This window comes from Streptomyces sp. NPDC101234 (genome assembly GCF_044767525.1).
In the GTDB taxonomy this organism is placed as follows: Bacteria; Actinomycetota; Actinomycetes; order Streptomycetales; family Streptomycetaceae; genus Streptomyces; species Streptomyces sasae.
Genome location: NZ_JBIWOA010000038.1, coordinates 15,111 through 41,076, shown reverse-complemented (window position 1 = coordinate 41,076; position 25,966 = coordinate 15,111). Strand labels below are relative to the sequence as shown.

The 25,966-nt window shown below is 70.7% G+C and carries 24 protein-coding genes; 13 read left to right on the top strand and 11 right to left on the bottom strand.

The genetic code is table 11. From position 1 onward, the window contains the following. The first annotated feature begins 345 nt into the window (after positions 1-345). From ACIRR9_RS44940 to ACIRR9_RS44920, 5 genes are all read left to right on the top strand, one after another. The gene (locus ACIRR9_RS44940; protein ID WP_403764815.1) at positions 346-966 is read left to right on the top strand and encodes a hypothetical protein; all 621 of its coding nucleotides are present in this window, start codon (positions 346-348) and stop codon (positions 964-966) included. A gap of 90 nt (positions 967-1,056) precedes the next feature. Then, positions 1,057-1,242 (top strand): hypothetical protein, encoded by a 186-nt coding sequence (locus tag ACIRR9_RS44935; RefSeq protein WP_123975234.1) that lies wholly within the window; start codon positions 1,057-1,059, stop codon positions 1,240-1,242. Between the two features lie 182 nt (positions 1,243-1,424). After that, entirely contained in the window at positions 1,425-1,838 is a 414-nt protein-coding gene (locus tag ACIRR9_RS44930; protein ID WP_403764746.1) for a BlaI/MecI/CopY family transcriptional regulator, read from the top strand. A gap of 9 nt (positions 1,839-1,847) precedes the next feature. Further along, the gene (locus tag ACIRR9_RS44925; protein ID WP_403764744.1) at positions 1,848-2,381 is read left to right on the top strand and encodes an amino-acid N-acetyltransferase; all 534 of its coding nucleotides are present in this window, start codon (positions 1,848-1,850) and stop codon (positions 2,379-2,381) included. 232 nt (positions 2,382-2,613) lie between these two features. Then, positions 2,614-2,949 (top strand): Lsr2 family protein, encoded by a 336-nt coding sequence (locus tag ACIRR9_RS44920; protein WP_123975231.1) that lies wholly within the window; start codon positions 2,614-2,616, stop codon positions 2,947-2,949. Here the strand turns inward: ACIRR9_RS44920 and ACIRR9_RS44915 are convergent. Beyond that, positions 2,928-3,620, bottom strand: a complete 693-nt coding sequence (locus ACIRR9_RS44915; protein ID WP_403764741.1) for an SCO3374 family protein — start codon at positions 3,618-3,620, stop codon at positions 2,928-2,930. The two genes, ACIRR9_RS44920 and ACIRR9_RS44915, sit on opposite strands and share 22 nt — an antisense overlap. A 431-nt stretch (positions 3,621-4,051) precedes the next feature. On the opposite strand from ACIRR9_RS44915, the gene ACIRR9_RS44910 reads away from it, so the two are divergent. Next, on the top strand, positions 4,052-6,577 hold the full coding sequence (locus ACIRR9_RS44910) for an ATP-dependent Clp protease ATP-binding subunit (RefSeq protein ID WP_123975229.1): 2,526 nt from the start codon (positions 4,052-4,054) through the stop codon (positions 6,575-6,577). Positions 6,578-6,629: 52 nt separating this feature from the next. Here ACIRR9_RS44910 and ACIRR9_RS44905 read toward each other — a convergent pair whose 3' ends face one another. Together ACIRR9_RS44905 and ACIRR9_RS44900 are read right to left on the bottom strand one after the other, a co-directional pair. Further along, complete coding sequence (locus ACIRR9_RS44905; RefSeq protein WP_403764739.1) at positions 6,630-9,683, bottom strand: NACHT domain-containing protein; 3,054 nt, start codon at positions 9,681-9,683, stop codon at positions 6,630-6,632. 46 nt (positions 9,684-9,729) lie between these two features. Further along, the gene (locus tag ACIRR9_RS44900; protein ID WP_403764737.1) at positions 9,730-10,332 is read right to left on the bottom strand and encodes an HAD family acid phosphatase; all 603 of its coding nucleotides are present in this window, start codon (positions 10,330-10,332) and stop codon (positions 9,730-9,732) included. 456 nt (positions 10,333-10,788) lie between these two features. Here ACIRR9_RS44900 and ACIRR9_RS44895 point away from each other — a divergent pair, with 456 nt between their 5' ends. Continuing rightward, positions 10,789-11,340, top strand: coding sequence for a M23 family metallopeptidase (locus ACIRR9_RS44895; protein WP_403764735.1), 552 nt, complete (start codon positions 10,789-10,791; stop codon positions 11,338-11,340). 40 nt (positions 11,341-11,380) lie between these two features. On the opposite strand, the gene ACIRR9_RS44890 is transcribed toward ACIRR9_RS44895, so the two are convergent. Next, complete coding sequence (locus tag ACIRR9_RS44890; RefSeq protein ID WP_403764733.1) at positions 11,381-11,980, bottom strand: TetR/AcrR family transcriptional regulator; 600 nt, start codon at positions 11,978-11,980, stop codon at positions 11,381-11,383. 169 nt (positions 11,981-12,149) lie between these two features. Here ACIRR9_RS44890 and ACIRR9_RS44885 point away from each other — a divergent pair, with 169 nt between their 5' ends. From ACIRR9_RS44885 to ACIRR9_RS44870, 4 genes are all read left to right on the top strand, one after another. After that, the gene (locus ACIRR9_RS44885) at positions 12,150-13,748 is read left to right on the top strand and encodes an MDR family MFS transporter (RefSeq protein ID WP_365338571.1); all 1,599 of its coding nucleotides are present in this window, start codon (positions 12,150-12,152) and stop codon (positions 13,746-13,748) included. Between the two features lie 131 nt (positions 13,749-13,879). Next, positions 13,880-14,371, top strand: a complete 492-nt coding sequence (locus ACIRR9_RS44880) for a helix-turn-helix transcriptional regulator (protein ID WP_384556685.1) — start codon at positions 13,880-13,882, stop codon at positions 14,369-14,371. Then, a complete protein-coding gene (locus ACIRR9_RS44875; protein ID WP_384556683.1) occupies positions 14,368-14,799 on the top strand; it encodes a VOC family protein in 432 nt (143 codons plus the stop codon). Before ACIRR9_RS44880 ends, ACIRR9_RS44875 begins: the two co-directional genes overlap by 4 nt. A gap of 2 nt (positions 14,800-14,801) precedes the next feature. Next, positions 14,802-15,653: a class I SAM-dependent methyltransferase gene (locus tag ACIRR9_RS44870; protein ID WP_403764730.1), complete on the top strand. Its 852-nt coding sequence runs from the start codon at positions 14,802-14,804 to the stop codon at positions 15,651-15,653. A gap of 16 nt (positions 15,654-15,669) precedes the next feature. On the opposite strand, the gene cseC is transcribed toward ACIRR9_RS44870, so the two are convergent. The 5 genes from cseC to ACIRR9_RS44845 form a co-directional block, all read right to left on the bottom strand. Continuing rightward, entirely contained in the window at positions 15,670-17,028 is a 1,359-nt protein-coding gene (gene cseC, locus ACIRR9_RS44865; protein WP_403764728.1) for a two-component system sensor histidine kinase CseC, read from the bottom strand. An 11-nt stretch (positions 17,029-17,039) separates the two neighbouring features. Next, complete coding sequence (gene cseB / locus ACIRR9_RS44860; protein ID WP_360245301.1) at positions 17,040-17,750, bottom strand: two-component system response regulator CseB; 711 nt, start codon at positions 17,748-17,750, stop codon at positions 17,040-17,042. A gap of 29 nt (positions 17,751-17,779) precedes the next feature. Then, positions 17,780-18,454 carry a hypothetical protein gene (locus ACIRR9_RS44855; protein WP_403764725.1) on the bottom strand — a complete coding sequence of 225 codons (675 nt, stop codon included), beginning with the start codon at positions 18,452-18,454 and terminating at the stop codon, positions 17,780-17,782. Beyond that, positions 18,442-18,981 carry a SigE family RNA polymerase sigma factor gene (locus ACIRR9_RS44850; protein ID WP_123975218.1) on the bottom strand — a complete coding sequence of 180 codons (540 nt, stop codon included), beginning with the start codon at positions 18,979-18,981 and terminating at the stop codon, positions 18,442-18,444. Before ACIRR9_RS44850 ends, ACIRR9_RS44855 begins: the two co-directional genes overlap by 13 nt. Positions 18,982-19,251: 270 nt before the next feature. Beyond that, on the bottom strand, positions 19,252-20,127 hold the full coding sequence (locus ACIRR9_RS44845; RefSeq protein ID WP_403764723.1) for an A/G-specific adenine glycosylase: 876 nt from the start codon (positions 20,125-20,127) through the stop codon (positions 19,252-19,254). 214 nt (positions 20,128-20,341) lie between these two features. Here ACIRR9_RS44845 and ACIRR9_RS44840 point away from each other — a divergent pair, with 214 nt between their 5' ends. After that, positions 20,342-21,178, top strand: coding sequence for a hypothetical protein (locus tag ACIRR9_RS44840; RefSeq protein ID WP_403764721.1), 837 nt, complete (start codon positions 20,342-20,344; stop codon positions 21,176-21,178). Positions 21,179-21,285: 107 nt separating this feature from the next. Here the strand turns inward: ACIRR9_RS44840 and disA are convergent, their stop codons facing one another. Together disA and radA are read right to left on the bottom strand one after the other, a co-directional pair. Then, positions 21,286-22,410, bottom strand: a complete 1,125-nt coding sequence (disA, locus tag ACIRR9_RS44835; protein WP_365338550.1) for a DNA integrity scanning diadenylate cyclase DisA — start codon at positions 22,408-22,410, stop codon at positions 21,286-21,288. A gap of 80 nt (positions 22,411-22,490) precedes the next feature. Further along, entirely contained in the window at positions 22,491-23,900 is a 1,410-nt protein-coding gene (gene radA, locus ACIRR9_RS44830; protein WP_403764719.1) for a DNA repair protein RadA, read from the bottom strand. 207 nt (positions 23,901-24,107) lie between these two features. Between radA and ACIRR9_RS44825 the strand changes: the two genes are divergently transcribed. After that, positions 24,108-25,811, top strand: a complete 1,704-nt coding sequence (locus ACIRR9_RS44825) for a hypothetical protein (RefSeq protein WP_403764717.1) — start codon at positions 24,108-24,110, stop codon at positions 25,809-25,811. Positions 25,812-25,966: the final 155 nt, after the last annotated feature.

The window sequence follows — 25,966 nt, the reverse complement described above, 5'->3', positions numbered from 1 at the left end:
GACCGGCCTTCGTCGTCGAACGCCGGACGGGCTGGGGGATGCGGGTCGGGCCTTCGTCCTTGAACGCCGGACGGGCTGAGGGGTGCGGTCCTGCCTTCGTCGTCGAACGCCGGACGGGTTGGAGGGGGTGTGGTCCGGCCTTCGTCCGCGAACTCCCCCGGAGGGGGTGCCTCAGGACGGGCTGGGTATGGCTGAGCGCCGTTGTCGGTGATCGAGCGGTGGTGGGTGTTCATGGTCGCCGCCAGGTGGGTGGCCCTGTCGCGCCACACTTGACCCCTATGCCGAGTTTGTCTGATTTACGCGTATCTTCGGTCCATGCCCACGCCATACGGATCCCGCGGCGGCATGGCGTTCGGTGCGGAGGAGCTGCGTGTGCTCCGCCGTGCTCTCGCCCTCGCCCTTCACCCCGGTCCCGCCTCCGCCGAGGACGTCAAGGACTGTCATCGGCTCGCCGAGTCGCTCGACGAGGCGATGTGCGAGGGGGCCCGGCTGCGTGCCTTCCTGGTGGCCGATCTCGCCCGGTACCGCGCCGCCCTGCCGGGTACCGTCACCGGTTACCTCACCCTTCTGGAGGAGGCGCTGGGCGCCGGACACCGTCCGGCCCCGGACGATCTCGCGGCGCTGCGCGCGCTGCGGGGCAACCCCGGCGCCGCCGCGCTGCTCGACCGGTGCCAGGATCTCGCCGAGCGCGACGTACGGGCCCGCTTCGCGCAGGGGGCCCGGAAGGTACCGGCGCCCGCCGTTCCGGCCTCCAGGGCCCGCCTGACGGCCCTGCCGGGCGGTGTGGCCGAGGAGCCGGAGAAGAAGCCGAAGGAGAAGCCCGCCGAGCGGCCCGCCCCGCAGCCCGCGGCCCCCGAGCCCGCCGTGCCCAAGCGCCCCATTCCGACCCCGGGGGAGGTCTTCCCCCGGCGCCGCCCCGCCCCGCCGCCCACCGCGCAGCCCCCGCAGCAGCTCGCCGTCGGCTGAGCCGGCCGAGAAGGCACAGCTCGCGGACGTTGCGCGGCGGTTCGCCCACCCCGCCCCTTTCGCCCGATCCCGCATGGCTACTCTGGACACATGGAATACGTCTCCGCGCTCCTGCCTCCAGTCGTCATGGCCGTCTTCTTCATCGGCCTGGTCCGGGTGATCGTGAAGACCCAGGGCGGGGCCGCCAAGGCCAAGGAGGACGCCGCCGTCGACGCCGCCCTCGAGCGCGCGGCCGGCGCCCGCCAGGCCGCCGCCGCCCCCAACGGCGACGCCTGACCGCGAAGAGCGCCGCCACGGGCGTACGACTTGCCGCACGGTCCTGCCCGTGCTTTCCGAGTCGTACGCCCTTTTTGTTCGCCTTTGTTGGCGAAAGCGCACGTCCGGCACGCCATTGGCGGGATCTCCCACTATTGTTCTGAGCTGTGCCTCGCCCATTGGGAGAACTCGAAGACGCGGTCATGACGCGGGTGTGGAAGTGGAACCGCCCGGTGACCGTTCGAGAAGTCCTGGAAGACCTTCAGCAGGAACGGTCCATCGCGTACACCACGGTGATGACCGTTTTGGACAATCTCCATCAGAAGGGCTGGGTGCGGCGGGAGGCCGAAGGGCGCGCCTATCGATATGAGGCCGTCTCCACGAGGGCCGCCTACGCCGCCGCCCTGATGAACGACGCCTGGTCGCAGAGCGACAACCCGGCGGCCGCTCTCGTCGCCTTCTTCGGGATGATGAGCGACGAACAGCGGCAGGCCCTGCGGGACGCCGTACGCATCGTGCAGGGCCCCGATACCGCGGAACGGCACGAAGAACGCGAAGGCCGGGAAGCCCGCCAAGAGGAGAACCCCGGCTCCGTGGCGGACCGCGGCGGGCGATAGCGTCCGCTCATGTCAGCGATGCGCCCCGAAGTCACCGCAAAAGCCATCACCGTCCGGCGGGCCCGGACCGGCGATGTCGCGGCCGTACGCCACCTCCTTGACGCGTACGTCCGTGACCGCATCCTGCTCGACAAAGCCATGGTGACTCTTTACGAGGACATCCAGGAGTTCTGGGTCGCCGAACGCGACGACAACGCCGAGGTGGTCGGCTGCGGTGCGCTGCACGTGATGTGGGAAGACCTCGCGGAAGTGCGCACTCTCGCGGTGAAGCCGGGCCTCAAGGGTGCCGGTGTCGGTCATCAGTTGCTGGAGAAGTTGCTGGAGACCGCGCGTTGGCTTGGTGTTCGCCGCGTTTTCTGTCTGACCTTCGAAGTCGAGTTCTTCGGGAAGCACGGCTTCGTGGAGATCGGCGAGACGCCCGTCGACACCGATGTGTACACGGAGCTGTTGCGCTCCTATGACGAGGGTGTCGCGGAGTTCCTCGGACTCGAACGAGTGAAACCGAACACCTTGGGCAACAGCCGGATGCTTCTGCATCTGTGATCGCCAAGGGGGCCGCTATTCCCGGCGCCCCACCTTGCCCAGGTGCCCTATGTCCGAAACGCGCATGTTTCCGGACGGGAGCGGGCCCCTTGGTCTCTCCCAGGGGTTTGTGTTTTTCCCTCAAAAGCGGTTTGCTTTCCGACGTACTGCAGTACTGCATATAACAGGGGGGCGGCGAAACGGCGGACGCCGCACACCCCCGGCCCTCAAGTTATCGATGAAAGGAAATCCGGTGGCACAGAAGGTTCAGGTCCTTCTTGTCGACGACCTCGACGGCGGCGAGGCGGACGAGACCGTGACGTTCGCGCTGGACGGCAAGACATACGAGATCGACCTCACGACCGCCAATGCGGACAAGCTGCGCGGCCTTCTCGACGCCTACGTCAAGGGCGGTCGTCGTACCGGTGGCCGTGCTTCGGGCGGACGCGGAAAGACCCGTGCGGCTTCCGGCGGCAGCCAGGACACCGCGCAGATTCGCGCGTGGGCCAAGGAGAACGGCTACGAGGTCAATGACCGCGGCCGTGTTCCGGCGACGATTCGCCAGGCCTACGAGGACGCCAACAGCTGACTGTTCTCCGACCCGCGGCCCGCGCGCCGCAGCCGGATGCGGTGGCACTCGGTGGCCACCGTGTCCAGCAGTCGTACGAGATCGGGGGCGCCTCCGACGCCCCCCATGGCCGACAGCGTCGGCAGCGAGGCCTCGACCTCGCACCCCGACGCGGGGGGCCGCAACCAGACGGCGGCCCCCTGCACGGGTTCAGCGCGGCCTTCCGCAGGGCCGGGAGGCGGCCGGACTCCGGTGGAAGCCGGCTCGGGCCGTGCCGGAGCGTCCATCCGGCCCCGATCGCCCAGCGCCCGCAGATCCAGGGCCAGCGCGCCCCACTCCAGCCACTCCAGCAGCCCCGGCAGCTCCTCCGCGCCGCCCGCGGCCACCAGTAGCCGCATCCGGCCGCCCTGAAGGGCCACCGGAGAGCCCGGCCCCAGATGCCTGAGTGCCTTCGCGCCCGCCTCCGCAGGCACGTCCAGCACATCGAAACGCACGCCCGTGACCAGTCGCAACGGCTCTCCGGGCGGCGCGGGCACTGTTGCCCAGCCCAGATCGTTCTCGTACCAGTGCCGGAGTCGGGCCGCCCGCCCGTCCGGCGCCACGGCAGCGCCGGGACCAGCACCGGAACCGGAACCGAGCGGACGACGGGGGTGAGGGACCGTGGGAGCAGTCGGAGGGACTGTGCCAGCCATGCCAAGTCCAACGGTCCCGACCCCGCCCGAGTTACGCTGGGTGCGCGAGGGAATGCGCAGAGTGCCGCGCGAGGGGGTTCCCGGGGGTCCGGAGGGACGCAAGGTTGTTCGCCCGTAGCGGAGGGACCGGGGGCCCACGGCATGGACTGTCAGTCCGAACGGGTAAGACATCCCTAGTGGGAGGGGGGCGACACGCATGCGAGGCCGTCTCACGTTCGCCATCGGCGTACTGGGGGAAGGGGTAACTGCCTGGCCTGCGGGAACATCGTCTCGCACCATCGGGTTGGAGCAGATGTCGGCGTTCGGGGTCAGGAGGCCATCGACGGTGTCGGCAGTTGGAATGAGCGGTCCCCGCTTGCGGGACTAAGCTGCGGAAGGACAGAGAGGGGAAGTTCCCCCCACTGCCTGACCGCTCTGAGGAGCGATTAACGATGTTCGAGAGGTTCACCGACCGCGCGCGGCGGGTTGTCGTCCTGGCTCAGGAAGAAGCCCGGATGCTCAACCACAACTACATCGGCACCGAGCACATCCTCCTGGGCCTGATCCACGAGGGTGAGGGTGTCGCCGCCAAGGCCCTTGAGAGCCTCGGGATTTCGCTCGAGGCGGTCCGCCAGCAGGTGGAGGAGATCATCGGCCAGGGCCAGCAGGCCCCGTCCGGGCACATCCCCTTCACCCCCCGTGCCAAGAAGGTCCTGGAGCTGTCGCTCCGCGAGGCCCTTCAGCTGGGTCACAACTACATCGGCACGGAGCACATCCTGCTCGGCCTGATCCGTGAGGGCGAGGGCGTCGCCGCCCAGGTCCTGGTCAAGCTGGGCGCTGATCTCAACCGGGTGCGGCAGCAGGTCATCCAGCTGCTCTCCGGTTACCAGGGCAAGGAGACCGCCACCGCCGGCGGCCCTGCCGAGGGCACCCCCTCGACGTCCCTGGTCCTCGACCAGTTCGGCCGGAACCTCACCCAGGCCGCTCGTGAGTCCAAGCTCGACCCGGTCATCGGGCGCGAGAAGGAGATCGAGCGGGTCATGCAGGTGCTGTCCCGCCGTACCAAGAACAACCCGGTCCTGATCGGTGAGCCCGGCGTCGGCAAGACCGCCGTCGTCGAGGGCCTCGCCCAGGCCATCGTCAAGGGCGAGGTGCCCGAGACCCTCAAGGACAAGCACCTCTACACCCTGGACCTCGGCGCCCTGGTCGCCGGCTCCCGCTACCGCGGTGACTTCGAGGAGCGCCTGAAGAAGGTGCTCAAGGAGATCCGCACCCGCGGCGACATCATCCTGTTCATCGACGAGCTCCACACGCTGGTCGGTGCGGGTGCCGCCGAGGGCGCCATCGACGCGGCTTCGATCCTGAAGCCGATGCTGGCCCGCGGTGAGCTGCAGACCATCGGTGCCACCACCCTGGACGAGTACCGCAAGCACCTGGAGAAGGACGCGGCCCTGGAGCGCCGCTTCCAGCCCATCCAGGTCGCCGAGCCGTCCCTGCCGCACACGATCGAGATCCTCAAGGGTCTGCGTGACCGGTACGAGGCCCACCACCGGGTCTCCATCACGGACGAGGCACTGGTCCAGGCCGCCACCCTGGCCGACCGCTACATCTCCGACCGCTTCCTGCCGGACAAGGCGATCGACCTGATCGACGAGGCTGGTTCCCGGATGCGCATCCGCCGGATGACCGCTCCGCCGGACCTGCGCGAGTTCGACGAGAAGATCGCCGCCGTCCGCCGGGACAAGGAGTCCGCGATCGACTCGCAGGACTTCGAGAAGGCCGCCTCCCTCCGCGACAAGGAGAAGCAGCTCCTGGCCGCGAAGGCCAAGCGGGAGAAGGAGTGGAAGGCCGGCGACATGGACGTCGTCGCCGAGGTCGACGGCGAGCTGATCGCCGAGGTCCTCGCCACGGCCACCGGCATCCCGGTCTTCAAGCTCACCGAGGAGGAGTCCAGCCGACTCCTCCGTATGGAGGACGAGCTCCACAAGCGGGTCATCGGCCAGGTCGACGCCGTCAAGGCGCTGTCGAAGGCGATCCGCCGTACGCGTGCCGGTCTGAAGGACCCGAAGCGCCCCGGTGGTTCGTTCATCTTCGCCGGCCCGTCCGGTGTCGGTAAGACCGAACTGTCCAAGGCCCTCGCGGAGTTCCTCTTCGGTGACGAGGACGCGCTGATCTCTCTCGACATGTCGGAGTTCAGCGAGAAGCACACGGTCTCCCGTCTCTTCGGTTCGCCCCCCGGCTACGTGGGCTACGAAGAGGGCGGTCAGCTGACCGAGAAGGTCCGCCGCAAGCCGTTCTCCGTCGTCCTGTTCGACGAGGTGGAGAAGGCCCACCCGGACATCTTCAACTCGCTGCTGCAGATCCTGGAGGACGGTCGCCTGACCGACTCCCAGGGCCGGGTCGTGGACTTCAAGAACACGGTCATCATCATGACGACCAACCTCGGCACCCGGGACATCTCCAAGGGCTTCAACCTGGGCTTCGCGGCCTCGGGTGACTCGAAGACCAACTACGAGCGCATGAAGAACAAGGTCCAGGACGAGCTCAAGCAGCACTTCCGGCCCGAGTTCCTCAACCGCGTCGACGACGTGGTCGTCTTCCCGCAGCTGACGCAGGAGGACATCCTGCGGATCGTCGACCTGATGATCGGCAAGGTGGACGAGCGCCTGAAGGACCGGGACATGGGCATCGAGCTCTCCCAGTCCGCCAAGGAGCTGCTGTCCAAGAAGGGTTACGACCCGGTGCTGGGCGCGCGTCCGCTGCGTCGCACGATCCAGCGCGAGGTCGAGGACACGCTCTCGGAGAAGATCCTCTTCGGCGAGCTGCGCCCCGGTCACATCGTGGTCGTCGACACGGAGGGCGAGGGCGACTCCGCGACCTTCACCTTCCGTGGCGAGGAGAAGTCGGCACTCCCCGACGTCCCGCCGATCGAGCAGGCGGCCGGCGGTGCCGGGCCGAACCTGAGCAAGGAGGCGTAAGCCTCACGGCTACGCCTTGAGAAGGGGCCGGTGCTTTCGGGCACCGGCCCCTTCAGCGTTTCACCAGGCTGATGTCCACCCCGGGGAAGTGCTCGGCGAAGCGGGACAGCGGGAAGGTGTGCCCCGGCATGTTCTGCAGCGTCAGTGTGCGCAGCCGCGGCAGCCGGCGGGCCAGTGCGGAGAAGTCCTCGGTGCCGAGCAGCCCGGGGACCCGCAGAGCGCTGACGCCGGAAAGCTCCGGCATGTGATCGATGGAGCGCGGCAGCTCCCGGAGGATCCGCGCGTTCAGATGCAGTTGCTTCAGCTTCGGCAGCGCGACGACCGCCTGCCAGTCGGCCGCCGACAGTTCCCTCGTCAGCGGCCCGAGGCTGAGCTCCGTGAGGCTGGTCCAGTGCTCCAGGCCTCGCAGGCCGGTGCGGTTGGTGCTGTCCCGGCCGAGGAACAGGAATTCCAGTCCCGCCTCGACGGGCAGCAGATCGGTGAGGCTGTCGCCCGGGAGCTCCTGTTCCACGCTGAGCCGGGCCAGCGAGCGCAGCGCCGCGAGGCCGGTGACGTCGGCGATCTGCCCGCAGATGAGCCCGGCCAGGGAGAGCTCCGCGAGGCTGTCCAGGCCGCGTGCCTTCGGGCAGCGCGCCAGCTGCAGCTCCTGCAGGGATCCGAAGGGCAGCAGCGCGCCCAGGTCGGTGAGGAGCGGGTTGTCCCGGAGGTCGAGGAAGGTCAGGGTCCCGGGCTCGGGCACGGCGGCCAGGATCTGCTCGGCGGAGTGCGTGCCCAGAAACGCGAGGCCGTGCCAGGGCCGCATCCCGGCCAGCGCCGCCCGCTGCTCGGCCGACTCGCACCTCACGAAGAGACTCTCGCGATCCAGGTGGTCCAGCACCTCCGACGCGTACACCGCGGTGTCGAAGCGGCTCCAGGTTCCCGCGAGCTGTCGGCGTACCTCCAGATCCGGATGATCGCGGAACCGGCGCAGCACCCCGAGGGCCCCCTCCGGCTCCTCGGTGCCGAGTACCGAGGCGGTGATCGTGACGCCCAGCGCCTCCTCCCGCGTCAGTCCCTCGGGCCCCGGCAGGAGTTCCAGCACCAGGGGGCCCGCCTCCGCCAGCGCCTTCGCGTCCTCCGCGGTCCGCGGCGGGATCAGTTCCGCCGCCCGCCGCTCCACCTCCGCACGCACCCCCGCGTCCAGCGCCGCCGCATGCTCCAGACACGCGAGCGCCAGCAGAGTCAGCCGGGGGACTTCCCCGGCGAGCAACTGCCGGAGCAGAAAGGCCCGTTCCAGGGGCCGCGCATGCGCCACCGCCATACGGATCACGTCCTCCCACTGGGTGTCGGCCGCGTGGCCGACGAGGACGTCCAGGTGGCCCTCCTCCACCGCGTACCGTGCGCCCAGGTAGTCCTGGAAGGTGCGGTGCACGAAGTCCAGGACCCCGGCGACGGGTTGGCGGACCATGCCGCTGCGCAGGAGCAGGGTGCGCAGCACGGTCGGCGCGTTCCAGCCGCCGGGCAGCGCGACGGACGGCAGACAGCGGTCCACGATCGCCTCGGCCGTCTCCAGGTCCATCTCGGTACGGCCGCTCAGCACCAGCGCGTAGGCGAGGCGTTGCAGGAGTTCCAGCTGGGTCTCCTCGCCCAGCTGCACCTCGTCCACGGACCCCATGCCCCGCTCCCGGTCGCGGCGGGCCAGCAGCATCGTGAGGGCGGCCTCGTACAACTCCTTGCGGCCGGTGGGGAGATAGCCGCGCCGCTCCCGGTGCAGGGCGCAGATCAGCCCGCACATCAGGGGGTTGGTGGCGAGCCGGGCGAGGTCGCGTTTGGTGCGGAGGGAGTCGAGGAGCGGGCCCTCGAACTCCGGGGCCCGGGCCGCCGTGTGCCAGCGGCGGACGAAGGTCGCCACGTCGGTGCGGCGCATGGGGGCCAGGGTCAGTTCGCGGAAGCCCTCCGCGGCGAGCCAGTCGGGGCGGACCGCGGAGGGGCGTGAGGTCAGGAGCCAGCGGTTGCCCGGGAAGGCGTGGATGAGGGAGAGCAGCCAGGCGCGGGTGCCGTGGCGGTCGGCGTCGGGGATCTCGTCCAGGCCGTCGACGAGGACCAGGCCGCGGCCCGCCGCCAGGACGCGTTCCGCCCAGCCCTGGGGGGCGGACAGCGGGCAGCTCACCGCGGTCAGGAAGGCCTCGGGGGCGGGGAGGGCGCCGCCGCGGATCAGGGTGCGCAACGGCAGGACGTACGGGATGCGTGCGCCCTCCTGCGCGGCCGTCATCGCGAGCCACTGCACCAGCGTCGTCTTGCCCGAACCCGCGTCGCCGCGCAGCAGGACGCGGTCGTGGGCGTGGAGGGCCTCCTCGGCGGGCAGCCGGAGGGTGGCGGGGGCCGGGCCGGAGTCGTCCCCGGGGAGGGAACGCTCCTCGTCGGCGGTGGCTTCCAGGCTCAGATAGGCGACTTCGAGCGGCCAGTGGTCGGGAGAGTCCCGCAGATCGATGCCGTAGATGGTCAGGTGGTTGTGGTGCTGGGCGACATACGAGCGGTAGCGGCGCTCGAACCCGGTGTCACGTGCGTCGGGGCGCGGTGTACGGGCGAGCAACGCGTCGATCTTGGCGATCAGTTCGGCCTGGGAACGGGTCTGTTCCACCAGGGTGCGGGCCACAAAGGTGGAGCGGCGGGTGAAGAACTCCAGGATCTGGAGGCAGGCCCATTCCGTGGCGGAGTCGAGGAAGTGGCGGGCGTCGAGGGAAAGGCCGGCGGGCGCGGCTGCCGCGTGCGCCAGCTTCGCGGCCAGTTCGCGGTGGCCCAGCCGTACGGCCTGGACGTCGTCCATGTCCAGATCGCCGAGGGCGAGCAGTCTGCGGGCCAGTGCGTCGGCCACGGCGATCTGTTCCCCGGCCCGGAAGGGCGGCTCACCCGGTGAGTCGACCGCCTGCCGGACCAGGTGCTCGGCGAGCTTGTGCACGTCCTTCTCGACCAGTGCGCGTTTCTCGCCGCGGAAGGACACCAGGCTCCTCAGCCGTACCGGCCTGTCCACCAGCCCCGCGCCCGGCCCGTCCGCCACGAAGAGCCTCTTCAGCAGCGGACCCATCAGGCTCGACGCCAGCTTGCCGCCCAGTACCGTCGGCTCCATCCGCCACCCCCGTGATGTCCGCGAACGGATGGAGCCTAGCGGTGAGTTACGACAGTTGGCCGTTGTAGTCCGGCAGCTTGAACGTCTTGTCGGCGTGGCCGCCCGAGAGGTCGGAGGCGCTGTTGCCGATGTTCGCGATGATGTCGTAGCCCTTGTTCTCGATGTCGACGCGCTGGGCGGTCTTGTAGGCGGCGACGTCCTTGAAGAGGTCGAGGAAGCCGCGGACGTACAGGCCGGAGACCTGGTAGCCGTCGTACTCGAGGTTGTACTCGGTGGGCAGGTAGATGATCCCGGGGCGGGCCGTCACGAAGAACAGGGAGACGCCGTGCTCCTGGGCGTACCTGGCCACGTTCAGGACCGGCTTGTTGGCCGGCTGGGGGTAGCTGAAGCCGAAGTCGGTCTCCAGCGTGGTGTTGTCGATGTCGAAGACGATCGCCTGCTTCTCGCCCGGCTTCGCGGCGGCGATCCGGCTCTTCAGGTAGGGCAGGGTCTGGTCCATCACGGACTGGCAGTCCTGCTGCCAGGTGGCGTAGTCGACCGTGGTGGAGCTGCTCTCCGTCGCGGCCTGGGCCGGTGCGGCCGCACCGGCGAGCGCGGCCAGGGCGACGACGGTGACGGATATGCGGCGGGTCCAGGTGCCTGTGGTCATCGGTGGGGGTGTCCTCTCGCGTCCATGGCTATGTCAGGGGCATGGTGAGTGGGGCAGATGGCGCGAGGGGAACCGTAGGGTTACCGGTGGGTAGGTGGCCAGAGGTGTGCGACATATTTCGGTGGGCGCGGATCGCGTGGGCCGGTGACATACCGCACGGGCGAAATGTCCGTTACTAACGGTGATAGTGCGATCTGTCGTCGGAGCAGGAGGGGGCTTTGCCCCCGAAGGCCTCCGCGGCCCGGGGCGCGGTGTCGGTGCCGGGTCGGGTTTGCTCGGCCGTGGGGGCTCTGTGAAAAAAGAGTCAAGTTTCTGCCCGGATACTAGGAAGCGTCGTAGATCGGGGGGTTTGGGCGATTCCTGCTGTTCGGGTTACCAAGGGATGACCCGTTCGGCGGCTGCCGGTGTGAGCCGGTGCCGGGCGGGAGTCCCTGTTGCCCATCCCATGAGGTTCCGATGTCCTTGCGCGCCGCTTTCCGTGCCCCCCGTACGTCCTCGCTCCGCAACCGGGCCGCCGTTCTGGCCGCCGGAGTCGGGGTCGCGGCCGTGGTGGGGTCGGGGGTCGCGTCGGCCACCACCTCCAGTGCGGCCGCCTGGGTCGACCCGGTGAAGAAGTACACGCTCTCCGCGACCTTCGACCAGGCCGGTGGCATGTGGGCCGCCAAGCACAGCGGCCAGGACTTCGCGGTGCCGAGCGGCACCGACGTCGTCGCCGCGCACGACGGCACCGTCGTCAAGGCCGGCGGCAACGGCGCCGGTGACGGTCCCGCGTACGGCAACGCCATCGTCATCAAGCACGCGAGCGGCCAGTACTCGCAGTACGCGCATCTCTCGCGCGTCGACGTCAGGATCGGGCAGACCGTGAAGGCCGGTCAGCACATCGCCCGGTCCGGCAACACCGGCAACTCCACCGGGCCGCACCTGCACTTCGAGATCCGTACGACCCCGAACTACGGCTCCGCCGTCGACCCGGTCGCCTTCCTGCGCGCCAAGGGCCTCAAGGTCTGACCGGAGTCCGGCCGCCGTCCAGCCGGACATCGACCGACGTCTAGCCGGCGGCCGAAGAACCCCTGTGGGCCTGGGTCACCAGGTCCACCGCGACCTCCAGAGCGGCCTCGCGCTTCTTCTGGGGGTCGCCTTCGATGTCCTGCATGATGAACATCCCGGCGTGCAGCGTGAAGATCGCGCTGACGCAGCGGACCTGGTCGGTCAGGGGTGCGTCCGGGTCCATGAGGATGGTCCGCAGGCCGCGCATCCGGTCCTTGAAGGTGTCGCCGATCCTCAGTTCCCGGACCGTCGCCTGGTTCTCCTGCATGAAGCGGAACAGCGGTTCGGCCTCGGTGAGCGCCTGGCTGTAGCGCCGTACGATCTCCTGCTTGGTCTCCAGGGTGTGCGGCTGGCCCTTGCCCCACTCGATGAGGTCCTGGATCGGCTGCGTCAGGTCCTCGAAGACGCTGACCAGGATCTCTTCCTTGGTCTTGAAGTGGTAGTACAGGGCGGCCTTGGTCACGTCGAGGCGCTCGGCGATCTCCCGCAGGGAGGTCTTCTCGTAGCCCTGCTCGGCGAAGAGTTCGAGGGCCACGTCCTGGATGCGCTGGCGGGTGTTGCCGCGGCGCTGCTGCTTGGTGCCGTCCATGATGACGCCCATCCTCTTACTCCTCGCACTCCCGCGAAAACTCGCCTGCCGACCGGCCGGCGGACCCGGACGCCCGGCTCCGTAACTTACTTGACGACCGGCTAGTGACAGGTCTACCTTCCTAGTGTAACGAACTAGCCGGGCGGCAAGTAAGTAGCTGTCGCCAGGGGGAGTGGGAGAGATGGCGGACACCCAGGCGGCCGGCACCGGCCAGGAGCAGCCACAGGACACGGCGGACCAGCCGGAGAAACAGCCCAAGAGCGTACGGGTCGTGCTGCTGGCCCTCATGATCGCGATGATGCTCGCCATGCTCGACAACATGATCGTGGGCACCGCGATGCCGACGATCGTGGGCGAACTGGGCGGCCTCGAACACCTGTCGTGGGTCGTGACCGGCTACACCCTGGCGACCGCCGCGTCGACTCCGCTCTGGGGCAAGATCGGCGACATGTACGGGCGCAAGGGCGCCTTCATGACCTCCATAGTCATCTTCCTGATCGGCTCCGCGCTCAGCGGCATGGCCCAGAACATGGGCGAGCTGATCGGGTTCCGGGCCGTTCAGGGGCTCGGCGCCGGTGGTCTGATGGTCGGCGTCATGGCGATCATCGGTGACCTGATCCCGCCCCGCGAGCGCGGCAAGTACCAGGGCATGATGGCCGGCGTCATGGCGCTGGCGATGATCGGCGGCCCGCTGGTCGGCGGCACCATCACCGACAACTGGGGCTGGCGCTGGGCCTTCTACATCAACCTGCCGCTCGGCGTCGTCGCGCTGATCGCCATCAGCGCCGTACTGCACCTGCCGAAGAAGCGGAACAAGGCCCGTATCGACTACCTCGGCGCCGGCCTGCTGACCCTCGGCATCACCTCGATCGTGCTGGTCACCACCTGGGGCGGTTCCGAGTACGCCTGGACGTCCGCGCGGATCATGGAACTGATCGCCATCGGTGTCGCCGCCCTCGTCGGGTTCGTCTTCTGGCAGACCAAGGCCGCCGAACCGGTCCTGCCGCTGCACATCTTCCGCAGCCGCAACTTCACCCTGATGTCGATCATCGGCTTCATCGTGGGCTTCGTGATGTTCGGCGCCACGCTGTTCCTGCCGCTGTACCAGCAGTCCGTGCAGGGCGCGTCCGCGACCAACTCCGGTCTGCTGCTCCTTCCGATGCTCGGCGCGATGCTGGTGACCTCGATGGTCGCCGGGCGGGTCACCACCAACAGCGGCCGCTACAAGGTCTTCCCGATCGCCGGCGGTGTGCTGCTGGCCGTCGGGATGTACCTGCTGTCCACCATGGACACGAACACCTCCCGCCTGACCTCCGGCGTGTTCATGGCCGTCGTCGGTCTCGGCATGGGCTGCCTGATGCAGATCACCATGCTGGTCGCGCAGAACAGCGTGGAGATGAAGGACATGGGCGTCGCGTCCTCCTCGACCACCCTGTTCCGTACCCTCGGCTCCTCCTTCGGTGTCGCCATCATGGGCGCGATCTTCAACAACCGGGTCAAGGACGTCATGGCCGAGCGGGCCGGTTCGATCGGCTCCAAGATCACCGAGCAGTCGGCGCAGCTGGACGCGAAGAGCCTGGCGAAGCTGCCGGCGGCGGCGCGCGAGGCGTACCAGCACGCGGTGTCGGCCGGTACGCACTCGGCGTTCCTGCTCGGCGCCGGGATCGCCGTGGCGGTGCTGGTGGCGGCGGTGTTCGTCAAGGAGGTCCCGCTGAAGGGCGGGGCCCAGAAGGCGGGCTCCGACGAAGCGGCGCCGATGCCGGTCGTCGAGGCCGTCTGAGCAACGAGCCAGCAGCGGGTGGTTCCGGGGACCGCATCCCCCGAACCACCCGCTTTCTGTTGTCCCGCGGCTGTCCCGCGGCTGTGCCGAGGCGGCCGGCGTTGTCAGTGCCGCGTGTCACCATCGGCCTCATGGACAAACTGCGTCAGCTACGGCGTGCCAAGGACGCCATGGACCGGGACTGGGCCGACCCGGACCTGGACCTCGACGCGGTCGCCGCGCACGCCGGGTACTCGCGGTACCACTTCCTCCGCGCCTTCAAGGAGGCGTACGGCGAGACGCCCGGCCAGTATCTGACGCACCGCAGGATCGAGCGGGCGGAGGAGCTGCTGCGGAGCGCGGACCTCACCGTCACCGAGATCTGCCACCTGGTCGGCTTCAGCAGCCTCGGCACCTTCTCGGCGAGGTTCAAGACCCGTACGGGGCTCAGCCCCACCGAGTACCGGACCGCGCACGTCGGCCGCGGCGCCTCCCTCATCCCCGGCTGCTACGCCCTGCTCTGGGCCGGCGGCTTCCCCGGCAGGAGCGCAACTTCCGAGAAGCGCGGCCCGGACCGGCCTGCCTACCGTGACGGACAGGAACAGCGACCTTCCGTCCAGAGAAGCAGGAGAGCAGAGCCATGATCCAGGGCCTGGCCATCACCACCGTGTGGACCTTCGACCAGCAGCGCACCAAGGCCTTCTTCACCGAGAAACTCGGCTTCGAGGTGCGCGACGACATCGCGATGGGGGACATGCGCTGGGTCACCGTCGGCGCCAAGGGCCAGCCGGACGTCCGGCTCACCCTGATGCGCCTGGACGGACCCGGCCTCGACCCCGAGTCCGCGGAGGCGCTGCGCAAGCTGGTCGCCAAGGGGGTGATGGGCGCGGGGGCGTTCAGCACCGACGACTGCCGGGGGGACTACGAGACCTTCAGCGCCCGGGGCGTCGAGTTCGTCCAGGAGCCCAAGGAGCGGCCGTACGGCATCGAGGCGATCTTCCGCGACGACAACGGCAACTGGTACTCGCTGACCCAGCGCAGCGAGGAGCTCGACTTCTCCAAGGAGTTCTGAGCATGACCACGCGGACAGGGCCCGACCACACCGCCGTCCGCACCGCCCTGTGGCGGGCGCTGCATCTGCACGCCGACGCACCGCCCCATGTCATCGAGGACGAGGTGGGGCTACGGCTGTCCGGCGCCGGCGACGACTGGCGGGCCCGGCCGGACATGGACGTCGAGGCCACCCGGCGGACCCGGGCGTCCATCGTGGCCCGGGCCCGGTTCGTCGAGGACCTGGTGGAGGCGGAGGCCGGGCGCGGGGTGGACCAGTACCTCGTCCTCGGGGCCGGGCTCGACACGTTCGCGCAGCGCCGTGCGGCCGCCGCGGAGGCCGCGGGACTGCGGGTGTTCGAGGCCGACCGCGCCGGGGCGGTGGAGTGGAAGCGGGGGCGGCTGGCCGAGCTGGGGTACGGCATACCCGGCTGGCTGCGGCTGGTGCCGGTGGAGTTCGAGGGGGACTGGTGGGGACAGCTGGCGGCCGCCGGGTTCGATCCGGGGCGGCCGGCCGTGGTCGCCTCCGCCGGGGTCACCATGTACCTCACCGAGGACGCCGTCGCCGCCACCCTCCGGCACATCGCCGAGCTGGCCCCCGGGTCGACGCTGGTCACGACGTTCCTGCGGCCGATCGAGGACGTCGAGCCCGACCAGCAGGAGCAGTTGAGGGTGGCAGAGCGGGGCGCCCGGGCCTCCGGCACGCCCTTCCTGAGCTTCTACTCGCCCGAGCGGATGGCGGCCCTGGCCGCGGCGGCCGGCTTCCGTGAGACCCGGCATGTGTCCGCCGGGGAACTCGCCGGCCGTTACTTCACCGGGCGCACGGACGGTCTGCTCCCGTCACGGGGTGAGGAGATCCTCGTGGCCGTCACCTGACGGCCACGACCGCTCCTCAGCGGCTTCCGGCCTGCGCCGGTCCCGGCAGCACCGGGTAGCTCCCGGTGGCCGTCGGCGCGTGCTCGGGCAGCCACAGCACCGCCACCGCGCCCTCCGCCGGGATGTGGTCGGGTGCGCCCGCCGGACGGATGTTGCGGAAGGTCAGCCGGGCGCCCAGCACCCGGGCCTGCCCGGCCGCGATGGTCAGCCCCAGGCCGTGGCCCTGGCCCGCGCGGTCGGCGCTGCCGGTGCGGAACCGGCTCGGGCCCTCGACGAGCAGTTCCTCGGGGAAGCCGGGGCCGTGGTCGCGGACCCGGATGACCCGGCCCTCGACGGTCACCTCGATGGGCGGCTTGCCGTGCCGGGCCGCGTTGGCGAGCAGGTTGAACAGCACCCGCTCCAGACGGCGCGGGTCGGTGGTGACCTCCGACTCGTGCACCACCCGCACCTCGATCCCGGGGTCCTTCGCGGCCACCCTCCGGGCGACGAACTCGCCCAGCATGATGTCCTGCAGCTCGGCACGCTCGGAGGCGCTGTCGAGGCGGGCCACCTCCAGGACGTCCTCGACGAGGGTGCGCATCGCCTTCGCCCGGTCCAGGACCAGTTCGGTCGGACGGCCGGGCGGAAGGAGTTCGGCCGCCGTGAGCAGCCCTGTCACCGGCGTCCGCAGCTCGTGCGCGATGTCGGCGGTCACCCGCCGCTCGGCCTCCAGCCGCTGCTGCAGCGCGTCCGCCATGGCGTCCACCGCGCGCGCCAGGTCGTCGGTCTCGTCCCGGACGACCCCGCCGATCGCCTCCCGCACCCGTACGTCCGGCTCGCCCTGGGCGACCTGGTTGGCCGCGGCCGCCGCCTTGCGCAGCCGGCGCGAGAGCTGTCCGCCGATCAGCACGCCGAGCGCGCTGCCGCCGAGCACCACCGCGATGGAGCCGATGACCAGGGCCTGGTCGAGGTCCTTCAGTACGTTGCTGCTGCGGTTCGGGAAGGTGCCGTGCAGGGACAGCACCCGCCCGTCCTTGGCCTGCACCGCCGCCCAGATGTCCGGCGCGCCGCTGCCGTGGTCGATGACGTCGGTCGCCCGGCGGCCCGCGTCGACCCGGTCGCGCAGGGCGTCCGGCAGCTGCGGGTCGTTGACCTTGACGTCCGGGAAGTTCGCCCGTCCGTACGACTCGTAGTTGCGCTGGCCGATCTGGAGCCGCTGGTTGGCCAGCTCACGGGCGTTGTCCAGCATCGAGACCCGGGCGGCGTTGTGCACCACCAGGCTCAGTGCGATCGCGACCAGCGCGCCGACCACCGCGATCGCCGCGCTCAGCTTCCACCGGAGCCCGGTGCGCAGACCCGGACCCCGGTACCGGACGAATCTCGTGATCCCCCGCATGACCGCCCCGCTCAGGCCTTCAACTTGTAGCCGAAACCGCGGACCGTCTCGATCCGGTCCTGGCCGATCTTGGTGCGCAACCGCTGCACATGGACGTCGACGACCCGGGTGTCCCCGCCCCAGCCGTAGTCCCAGACGCGTTCGAGCAGCTTGTCACGGGAGAGTACGGTCCCCGGTGCCGAGGAGAACTCCAGGAGCAGCCGCATCTCGGTGGGCGTCAGCGCGACCGGCTGCCCGGCCCGGCGCACCTCCATGCCCTCGGTGTCGATCTCCAGCTCGCCGTCGCCGAAGACCAACGGGCCGCCGTTCACCGACGGGGCGGGGTCCTCGGCGTGGGCGCCGCCGCTCGCGTGCCCGAAGCGCCGCAGCACCGCCCGGATCCGGGCGACCAGCACGGCGCCGTCGAACGGCTTGGTGACGTAGTCGTCGGCGCCCGCCTCCAGGCCCAGCACCACGTCGATCGAGTCGGCGCGCGCCGACAGCATGATCACGGGCACGGTGGACTCGTCGCGGATGCGCCGGCACAGGCTCACCCCGTCCAGACCCGGGACCATCACGTCCAGCAGGGCGATGTCGGGCCGGTCGGCGCGGAAGGCCTCCAGTCCGGACAGCCCGTCGGGCATGGCGGTGACCGCGAAGCCGTCCCGCTCCAGGGCGAGCTGGGTGGCCTCGCGGATGACATCGTCGTCCTCGACGAACAGGACGTGGGTCTGGTCTGCCATCCCGGCTCTCTCGTGTTGTCGGTGGGCGGTCAGCTGGTGCCGGAGGGGTCCTCGGTGTCGCCGCCGGCCACGTTGCCGTAGTCGGTGTGGTGGAAGTCCTGCTGGACGAAGTGTCCCGCGGCCCAGCTGTACGTGATCACGTTCTCGCCGGAAGGGCTCGACACCGGGTCGCCCTTCTCGTACACCTGCTTGGTCACGCTCAGGTCGCCCTTGTCGATCTCCGCGTAGACCGGGGACTCCTCCGCCTTGAAGACATTCAAGTACGCGCCGCTCTCGTTGCGGTACACATACGCCCCGACTCCGAAACCCGGACCGCCCGCGTCCCCACAGGTCAGCACGTTGACGACCACGTCGTCCACCGTGCCGCCGGTCAGATTGCCGTATGTCACGTCGACCGGGTACTCGTTTCCCGAGCACGGCTTCAGGTCCCGCTTCACCGTGGCTGAGACCGCCGGGTCGGCCTTCACCAGGGCGACCGCGTTGACCTTGTCGTAGGACTGCGACGGATTGGGCGAGGGAACCTTGGCGGCCGGGGCGTTCCCGACCGAGTCGGCGTGTGCCGGGCCCTCGTCACGGGCGCCGGTGCCGCCGGTGCCGCAGGCGACGGCGAAAAGGGCGAGGGCGGCGAGCACGGCCGCCGCCGTGATCACCGCCTGTGCACTCGCCGGGCCCCGGCTGGGGCCGGCGTCGGTCAGGCCGCGCAACGCTCCCGCTCCTCACGCTCCAGCGCGCGTGCGTCGAGGTCGCGTGCCTCCAGCTCCTCGCGGAGCCGGGCGAGCGCCCGGTGCAGCGTGCTCTTGACCGTTCCGGCCGACATGCCGAGGGCGGCGGCCGTCTCCTCCGTGGACATCTGCTCCCAGTGTCGCAGCACCACGACACTGCGCTGCTTCGGAGCCAGAACCTTCATGATGTCCATAAGGAGCGCGCGGTCCGCGTGCTGCTCGGTGGAGTCCTCCACGCAGGCGTCGGGCAGCTGCTCGGTGGGGACCTCCTCCAGCTTGCGGGCCCGCCACCACTCGGTCCGCGTGTTGATCATGACCCGGCGAAGGTAGGCGTCCGCGAGCTTCTTGTCGGCGATGCCGTCCCAGCGGCCGTACGTCCGTACCAGCGCGGTCTGGAGCAGGTCCTGGGCGTCCGTCGGGTCCGGGACCAGCCGGCGGGCGCTGCGCAGCAGCGCGTCCTGCCGGGTGCGGACGTACTCCTCGAATTCGAGCACCTCGCCCTGCGCCATGATCAACCGCCTCCCGATCCCCGTTTTCCCCGGCCCTCGGCCCTGAGTTCCTGCTGTCCCGCCCGGTCGTGGCGGGCACAGAAACGAAGCTACGGACTCGTTGTCACGGGGCTGTGCGGAGCAGCCTTCGGGTAGCAATCGGCTGTCCGTCGGTTGTGTAACGGAGATGAGTTCGGGGTAAGCGGTCGCGGCCTTATGCCTGATTATGGATGCATTTGTCGTGTGGTCAGGGCTGTAACACGGCCTCGTCCACTGTGATGTGGCTGTGTGTCAGCCCAGCGGAAGCCGGTACAGACCGCCGGCGAGCGGTTCCACCAGCCCGTCCGAGACCAGCCCGTCCAGTGCGCGTGCGCGTTGCACCGGCTCGTGCCACACCCGGTCGAGCGCCGCCTGCGGCACGGGGGCGTGCGCCTCGCGCAGCACGGCGAGCAGCTTGCCCCGCACCTGCCGGTCCGTACCGGCGTACGTCTGCCCGCGCCGGGGCGGCCCCTCGTGCTCCGGCTTGCCGGCCAGCCGCCAGGCGCACTCCCCGGCGATCGGGCACCGCACGCACGTCTCGTTCTTCGCCGTGCACACCAGCGCGCCCAGCTCCATGGAGGCGGCGGCCCAGCGGGCGGCGGTCCTGTCGTCCTCGGGGAGCAGTTCGCGGGCGAGCTTGCGCTCGGCGGCGGTGGTGGCGTTCGGCGGGTACCGCACACCGGTCACGGCCCGCGCGAACACCCGTCGCACATTGGTGTCGAGCACGGCGTGCCGCTGCCCGTAGGCGAAGGAGGCGACGGCCGCGGCCGTGTACTCCCCGATACCCGGCAGCGCGAGCAACTGCGCGTGGTCCGTCGGTACGTCCCCGTCGTGCCGTTCCGTTATGGCGACCGCGGCGCCGTGCAGCCGCAGGGCGCGGCGCGGGTAGCCGAGCCGGCCCCAGGCGCGGACCGCCTCGCCGGGCGCCTCCGCGGCCAGGTCGGCGGGGCGCGGCCAGCGGGCCAGCCACTGCTCGTAGACGGGCAGCACCCGGCTCACCGGCGTCTGCTGCAGCATGAACTCGCTGACCATCACCCCCCATGGGCCCGCCTCCGGGCGGCGCCAGGGGAGGTCACGGGCATGGGCGTCGAACCAGGCGATCACGGGGGCGTGGAGCTTCTCAGTCATGGCCCTTCCGATCCTGCCACGTCCTGCGACGGGTGGGGTGGACGTGGTTCGCGGCGGGGCCGGGGTTGACGCCGACGGACGGCCCGTCTTCCGGTCCTGGCACACGAAGAGGGGCCGCGCCGACGGGAGTTGCCGGAATGATGATCCGGAAAAGTTGAGGTTTGGGCGGCGGGTGGGGCGAGGAAGTGCACGGATCTCTCGTACAGTTTGCGCCGTGGGATCTCTGCGCAATCCGGTCGGGCCGCTTCCCTCCTCCATCTACTGGCGACGGAGGGTCATCATCGTGTCCGTGGTCGCCGTGCTGGCGCTGCTGATCACCTGGATCGTGACGTCGGGCGGCGGGGGCGGAAAGAAGACCGCCGGCGGGGCGGACGGCAAGGGTCCCGTGTCCACGATCACCCCGGGGCCCTCCGGCAGCGGGCCGGCGATCAGCCAGGCGCCCGGCGGGCGGGACGAGTCCAGCGGGGGCGGTTCGGGATCCACTTCCGGTTCGGGGTCCACTTCCGGTTCGGACGACGGGAGTTCGGACGGCTCGGACGGATCGAACGGTGACTCGTCGTCCGGTTCCGGCGGTTCCTCGTCGGGCGGGGGAGACGTCGTCTCCGGCTCCGGCGGTACGGTCGCCTCGCTGCCCGGCACGTCCTCCCTCCCCAACTGCACGGCCGGAGCCGTGGCGTTGAGCCTGAAGAGCCTGCACAACTCCTACTCGCCGGAGCAGACGCCGACCTTCGAACTCACCGCGAAGAACACGTCGTCCAGCGACTGCAAGGTCGACCTCGGGCCGAAGAGCGCGGTGTTGACGATCACGGCGGCCAACGCGGACGACAGCTACTGGTCGTCGGCGGACTGCCCGAAGACGCCGGGAAGCCAGTGGTACCGGGTGCCGGCCGGGAGCAGCATCACGTACACGCTCAAGTGGGACCGCAAGCCCAGCGCGGCGAACTGCGCGACGCCCCCGGCGGGTTCGGCCGCAACGGGCACGTACCTGCTGCAGGCACAGGCCCCGGGCTTCACGAAGACACAGGCGTCGTTCGTACTGTCGGCGGACTGAAACGCCCTGTAGGGGAAGCGCCCCGAAGGGGCGCGGGGAACTGCGCGATCAACCCCCACCGGGCCGCGCTCGCCGAACAGTGCACCCCGCCGAGCTATTAGGCGAAATCAGACATACCGCTCAAGAATCGAAGACTCGGCCAGCCGCGACAGCCCCTCGCGCACACTCCGCGCCCGAGCCTCGCCGACCCCGTCAACCGTCTGCAGATCGTCCACGCTCGCGGCGAGCAGCTTCTGCAGACCGCCGAAATGCTCCACCAGCCGGTCGATGATCGCCCCCGGCAGCCGCGGCACCTTCGCCAGCAGCCGGAAGCCGCGCGGCGACACCGCCGAGTCCAGCGCCTCCGGCGAACCCGTGTACCCGAGCGCCCGGGCCACCGTCGGCAGTTCGAGCAGCTCGGCGTGGCTCAGCGCGTCCAGCTCGGCGAGCGCCTCGTCGACCGTGCGGGAACGCTTCGCCGTGGGCTCCGGCACATAGTCCCGTACGACCAGTTCCCGCTCGGGCTCGACGCCGGCGATCAACTCGTCGAGCTGGAGCGCGAGCAGCCGCCCGTCGGTGCCCAGCTCGACGACGTACTCGGCGATCTCCGTGGCGATCCGGCGCACCATCTCCAGTCGCTGGGCGACGGCCGACACATCGCGGACCGTCACCAGGTCCTCGATCTCCAGCGCCGACAACGTTCCCGCGACCTCGTCCAGCCGGAGCTTGTAACGCTCCAGGGTCGCGAGCGCCTGGTTCGCGCGGGACAGGATCGCCGCGGAGTCCTCCAGGACGCGGCGCTGACCGCCGACGTACAGCGCGATCAGCCGCATCGACTGGGAGACCGAGACCACCGAGTACCCGACCTGCTTGGAGATACGGTCCGCCGTCCGGTGCCGGGTGCCCGTCTCCTCCGTCGGGATCGTCGCGTCCGGTACGAACTGGACACCCGCCCGGAGGATCTTGGACAGATCGGACGAGATCACGATGCCGCCGTCGAGCTTGCACAGCTCACGCAGCCGGGTCGCCGTGAACTCGACGTCCAGCACGAAACCGCCCGTGCACATCGTCTCGACCGACTTGTCGAAGCCGAGGACGATGAGTCCGCCCGTGTTGCCGCGGAGGACCCGCTCCAGGCCGTCCCGCATGGACGTGCCCGGAGCCACGGCGCTCAGCGAGGCGCGCATCAGGCCATCCGAACCGGCACTCCCACCGGACTTTCCGGGAGCCGATGCCCGGTCGTTGGCTGCCACTGCATTCCTCCGGTCGCAGGTTCTGAGGCGCTCCCGCACCCGCACTCGGTTCGTACGGACGGGCGAGACCAGGGCAAAGTCTACCGGCGCTCCTCCGCCTCCTGTGGGGCCTCTCGACGACGGGAGCGCGGCAGCACCCGCAGGGCGTCCCCCATGTCCGCGACTTCCAGGACCTTCATGCCCGGCGGGATCTTGCCCGGATCGCCCGGTACGAGCGCGTGTGTGAAGCCGAGACGGTGCGCCTCCGAAAGCCTGCGCTGGACGCCGGTGACCCGTCTGACCTCGCCCGCGAGGCCGACCTCGCCGATCGCGACCAGGTTCTTCGGGAGGGGGGTGTCGCTGGCCGCGGAGGCCAGGGCGAGGGCGATGGCCAGGTCGGCGGCGGGCTCGGAGAGCTTCACCCCGCCGACCGTCGCGGAGTAGATGTCCCGCTTGCCGAGCGCGCTGATGCGCCCCCGCTGCTCCAGCACCGCCAGCATCATCGACACCCGGGAGGTCTCCAGGCCCGAGGTGGTCCGGCGGGGGGAGGGGATCTGGGAGTCCACGGTCAGCGCCTGGACCTCGGCGACCAGCGGGCGGCGGCCCTCCAGGGTCACCGTCAGGCAGGTACCCGGGACCGGTTCGTCGCGCCGCGTCAGGAAGAGTCCGCTCGGGTCGGCGAGACCGGTGATGCCCTCGTCGTGCAGCTCGAAGCAGCCGACCTCGTCGGTGGCGCCGTAGCGGTTCTTCACGCCCCGGACCAGACGGAGGCGGGCATGCCGGTCGCCCTCGAAGTGGAGGACGACATCCACGAGGTGTTCGAGGAGCCGCGGGCCGGCGATCGCGCCGTCCTTGGTGACATGGCCCACGAGGAGCGTCGACATGCCCCGCTCCTTGGAGGCCCGGATGAGCGCCCCGGCCACCTCCCTGACCTGGGCCATGCCGCCCGGCGCACCGTCGATCTCGGGGGAGGCGACGGTCTGCACCGAGTCGAGGATGAGCAGCGACGGCTTCACCGCGTCCAAGTGGCCGAGGACGGCGGACAGGTCGGTCTCGGCGGCGAGATAGAGGTTGTCGTCGAGGGCGCCGATCCGGTCGGCGCGCAGCCGGACCTGGCTCGCGGACTCCTCGCCGGTGACATAGAGGGTGCGGTGCTCGTCGCTGGCCGACTTGGCCGCCACGTCGAGCAGGAGGGTGGACTTGCCGACGCCGGGCTCGCCCGCGAGCAGCACGACCGCGCCGGGGACGAGGCCGCCGCCGAGGACCCGGTCCAGCTCGGGCACGCCGGTCGTGCGCGCGGTGGCCTGGCGGCCGTCGACCTGCCCGATGGGCACCGCGGACGTGGTGACACGGCCGGGTGCCGTCGTACGGACCGCGGGCGTGCCGTACTCCTCGACGGTCCCCCAGGCCTGGCACTCGGCGCAGCGGCCGAGCCACTTGGCCGTCTGCCAGCCGCACTCGGTGCAGCGGTACGACGGTCGGTCCTTGGCGGTCTTGGTACGGGTGGCCATGCGGAAACCGTAGTCCCCGCCACCGACAACGGGACCACGGTGGCCCCCGTGACGGGTGTGGGCGGACCGGTCTCGGCCACGGGATACGAGGGACGAGCCGCGGAACAACGGGTTCCTGTCCCCTTATGAGGGATCGTTTCACCCGTACGGATTAAAAGTGCTCAAGCCGCAAGAAGGGGCGATACGCCGCCGCCTACGGTCGCACGGGTGATGAGCAGCACTCCGGAGACCTCGACCCGCATGACCGGCGCACACCGGGCGCACCGGGAGGCGCGCGCGGCGCGCGATCGCACCGCGGCGCGCACGCTGGCGCAGCGGACGCCGGCGCGCTACGAGCCGTACCTGGACGGCCTGTTCACCTACTGCCTGTCGGTGCTGTGCGACCACGACGCGGCCACCGCCGCCCTCGGGGACGTCATCGCACTCGCCGAGCGGCGTGGCCAGCGCGTCCCGGAGGCGGCCGACGACCGCCGCGCCTGGCTGTACGCGCTGGCCCGCTGGGCCTGTCTGCGCGGCTTGGTCCAGGCCAAGCAGAAACGTCAGGCCACCCACGCGGCGGGCCGCCACATCGACCCGGACCCGCTGGTCGCCACCGAGATCGAGGAGCAGCGGCGCGGTGAACTCGCCCTGCTCGCCTGGCCCGAGGCCGCCGGCACCACCCCCGAGCAGCGCGAGGCGCTCGAACTCGCCGTGCGCCACCACCTCGCCGCCCACGAGGTCGCCGCCGTCCTCGGCATGGACCTGGCCGCCGCCCGTGAACTGCTCTCCTCCGCCGCCTGTGAGGTCGAGCGCACCCGGGCGGCCCTCGCCGTCGTCGAGACCGGCGGCTGCCCGAGCGTGTCCCACCTCACCGGGGACAGCCAGCTGGTGCTCAGCAGCGCCCTGCGCCGCGAGCTGGTCCGGCACGTCGACGACTGCCCGCGCTGCCGCCGTACCGCCGAACGCGTGGCCCCCGGGCGATGGCCCGGCGCGATGACCACGCCCGCCGAGCTGCCCGTCCTGGAGGCGCCCCGCGCGGCCCTGCACATGGTGCTGGCGCACCAGCCACGCGCGCGTGGCGCCGCCGTGCCGCGCTTCGACCGGCGTGGTTTCCCGATGGACCCCAAGGACCGCGCGGCCCGGCGCGACCGGCTACGCGCGCGTGCCGTCACGACCACCGTCGTCGCAACGGTGGTGGCGGCGCCGGTGCTCGCCCTGTGGGCCGCGTACCGGGGCTCGCCGGCGGATGCCCACGAGGGTCCGTCCGCGACCGCGCGGGAGGCCGCCGGCCCCGACGCGCTCGACGGCGGCGACGCCCGGGGCTACCAGAACGCCGGCAACGCGGGCAGCGCCGGCACCAGACCGGGCCCGCGCGTCGGCAAGGACGGCAGGGCCGATGTGTCGGTGGAGGTGATCAGCGTGGTCGGGGGCACCGCCAGGGCGGCCGGTGCGGGGCACCTCGCGGTCACCGCCGCCAACGAGGGCGACACGACGTTGATCACACTCGCGGCGTCCGGGGACTCGGCGGTGCGGTGGTCGGTGGCCACGCCGGCGGGCTGGCTGTACTTCTCCCGGTCCACGGGAACGCTCCGGCCGGGCGAGTCGTTCACGATCAAGGTGTACGTCGATCAGCTGCGGGAGCCGGCCGGGCACTGGGGGGCGCGGGTGGCGGTGGCGCCGGCGGGGGCGGTGGTGTCGATCGACGGGTACGGGGCGGCTCCGCCGACGCGCCGGGGACCGAAACCCCCGTCCACGGGGGCGCCCGGGCCGACGGCCACCGAGTCGGCATCCGCAGGACCGACACCGCCGGTCACCGACCCGCCGACGTCGAGCGGGCCGACACCGACCCCCACACCCACCGACTCGGACACCGCCGGCCCGACGGGGCCGGCTTCACCGACGGCGACCGAGAGCGCACCGACGGCTCCGTGAGAGCCGCCTGCGGCTTTTTTGTCGCCGCCGTCCGGCCGTCCCGTTGGTCTCTTCTCTCGCCGGTCCCCATCCTCCCGCCGCGACGGTGCTCGGCCACGACGGTGGAGTTCGGCGGTGCCGGGCTGGCGGTACCCGCCGTGGCTGGTTGCGGTACG